Here is a 2,362-nt window from a genome sequence, read left to right as displayed (position 1 = left end):
CACAATGATCACGAACCCCCGTGCCTGCTCTGCTACCCGCCCCTACCGGCTGATCGCCAACCCTCCACGCAATCACGGAACTTGATGGAGCCCTGCCGCCTGCCGGCGGCACGCGCTGCCTGCGGCGTAGACGCCGCAGCAGAGCTGCCTCGCGCCTCCTCATGCCAACGCGAAGCTGCCTGCGTCCGCCACGACTCCACCGCCAAGCGCAGCCGAAAAGCGAACACCTCAATGGTCGCGACGATCGCCGGTTTGGCTAACCGGCGATCGTCGGCTATGTTGCGCGCCGCATCGGACTAGTCCGGCAGTGTCCCAAGCTGGCCGCAGTCAGGAAGTCAGTCGGTATGAGTACAGGGCCGGGGTCGCGCCATCGGCCAGGAGCACCAGCAGACGGTCATCCGTGAGGCGGAATATTCCCCGCTGCAGGGCGCTCGCGGACTCCTGCGGCCCGGGCCGCGTGCCGCCTTGTGGCTCCAGGGTCGGCCGCAATGTGCGCGAGTACGGCCGGGGCCGCGATAACTTCGTTGCAGCCGGTCCCCGCCCAACAGCCGACCACGCAGTTAAGGACGCGTAGCTCGGTGGAGACCGCGGCGTTGTCGACCGAACCAACCAAGTGCGCCGAGAAGAGAGGGCGGGTGAAGTGAAGCGTGCGGATTGAAAGCTGGATCAGGCAGACGGGCCTTCATAGCAGGGACCATGCCAGCAAGGCGACCTCACGGGTGCGCGTTTCCGATCTTGTTCGTGACTCTCGCTGCAGCCAAGTAGCTGCAGCATCTGACCTGGCGTTTTCCGGGACGTTGTACGTTGACATGCCCCCGGTAGAGATTTCCAGTCTTTTAGAGTTCTTTCGTGTCTGCCGTAAGCGAATGCCACCTTCGACCCGGCAAAGGTCCTCCTCGTCGCGACCTTATGACGACGAGAGAAATCTGTTTGCGTCGGCGCCGTGAAGCCGCTGCACAGCCTCGTCGGCCAAGACGACAGCGGCCCCCGGCTCACGCCGGGGACCGCCGTCGACGAAGCCTCGTGACCAGCCGCGATGGCAGCGTTCAGTCGCCGCTCGTCCTGATCTGCGCTCCGCGTTCGTTGCGCTCGTACGTACGCCGATGATTCTTCGCGATGTTCCGGGCGACCTCTGATGCGAGATCCAGGCCGTTCATCTCTGCCACGGCGGTCAGGTAGAGGAAGACGTCGGCCAGCTCTTCTCCGAGGTCGGGAAGGCCCTTGCGCCAGGCGATGAAGGCTTCGCTGACTTCGACTGTCAGGAGTCCGAACTCCAGTGCTACGTCGCTGATGTTGAAGCCCTTCTCTACGAACAACGCGGCACCGCCAAGACGCGCGCCACCGCGGTGATCGGGGTAGCGGGTCGTGAATCACCGCAGGACGCGACCTCACCTGTCCCGAGGCCGGTATCGAAACACCGGGTTAAGAGGTAACTCGAAGCGTCAAGTCGCGAAGCTGGCGGCTGGTGGCAGTGATGTCGTATCGGCGCGCGTTATGGAGAGCCGCCTTGATCAGGGCCTTCCGCCGATGGAAGTCTCGGCCCATCTCGTCTAGGGCCACGGCCAGCGAGCACGGGTCGCCAGGAGTGTACGGAACACCAGCACTCCCGAGGGTTTCCCTCACACCGGGAAGGTCGGAGTAGATTACCGGAAGTCCGTGAGCCTGGGCCTCAATGAGGACGAGCCCGAAAGCCTCCAGACCCTTGGTTGTGAAGACGAAGGCGTCGAAGTTCGGCAGGCGGCGCCACAGTTCAGCGCGGGGCAGAAACGGATCAAAATGGACTCTATCCCGCAGGCCGAGTTCGATAGTCCGCTGTTCCAAATGCTTTCGTAGGGGGCCAGTGCCGATCACGGTCAAGTGGTGCGGCTGATCGGTCAGAGCTAGGGATTCGACTGCGGTGATCGTGGATTTGTTGTCGTCCAGGCGGCCGGCGTGTATCAAAGACAGGGGACGGGACCCTGCGGACGGTTGATCGCGTACATGGGCATCGGTGAGACGGATGCCCCAGGGAATGATGACGATGCGGTCGGTAAACCGGCGCCCGGTGAGGCGATCGATGCGGTCGGCGAGGACCGAGGTCGGGGTAACGATCGCGGCGCTTTCGCCGGCGACTTCGAGCACGGCCTCGTGCTCCACCCTGTTGTGCTCGGCCCCTCTCTGTCAGCCTTGGGTGAGACGTCCCGCTTCGTCGGGTTAGCCTGAGAGGGCACGACAGGAGAACCACCCCCTCATGACCAGCACCACTCCCGCCGGATCCGACCCGGCCCCCCGGCCGAAGCGCCGCACCTTCAGTCCCGAGTACAAGCTGCGGATCGTGGCCGAGTACGACGCCGCGCCCAAGAACGAGAAGGGCGCGGTCCTG

General features: G+C 64.3%; 2 protein-coding genes. Both read right to left on the bottom strand.

Going from position 1 to position 2,362, the window contains the following annotated elements; genetic code table 11:
* Positions 1-1,046 precede the first annotated feature (1,046 nt).
* On the bottom strand, positions 1,047-1,316 hold the full coding sequence (locus ABZ659_RS35770; protein ID WP_360229168.1) for a MazG nucleotide pyrophosphohydrolase domain-containing protein: 270 nt from the start codon (positions 1,314-1,316) through the stop codon (positions 1,047-1,049).
* Between the two features lie 106 nt (positions 1,317-1,422).
* The gene (locus ABZ659_RS35765) at positions 1,423-2,121 is read right to left on the bottom strand and encodes a glycosyltransferase family 4 protein (RefSeq protein WP_360229165.1); all 699 of its coding nucleotides are present in this window, start codon (positions 2,119-2,121) and stop codon (positions 1,423-1,425) included.
* Between the last annotated feature and the right edge of the window lie 241 nt (positions 2,122-2,362).

It is taken from the genome of Streptomyces sp. NPDC006997, assembly GCF_040635175.1.
Classification (GTDB): domain Bacteria; phylum Actinomycetota; class Actinomycetes; order Streptomycetales; family Streptomycetaceae; genus Streptomyces.
Note: the sequence above shows the minus strand (reverse complement) of the source record. Positions and strands in the feature narration are given on the sequence as shown.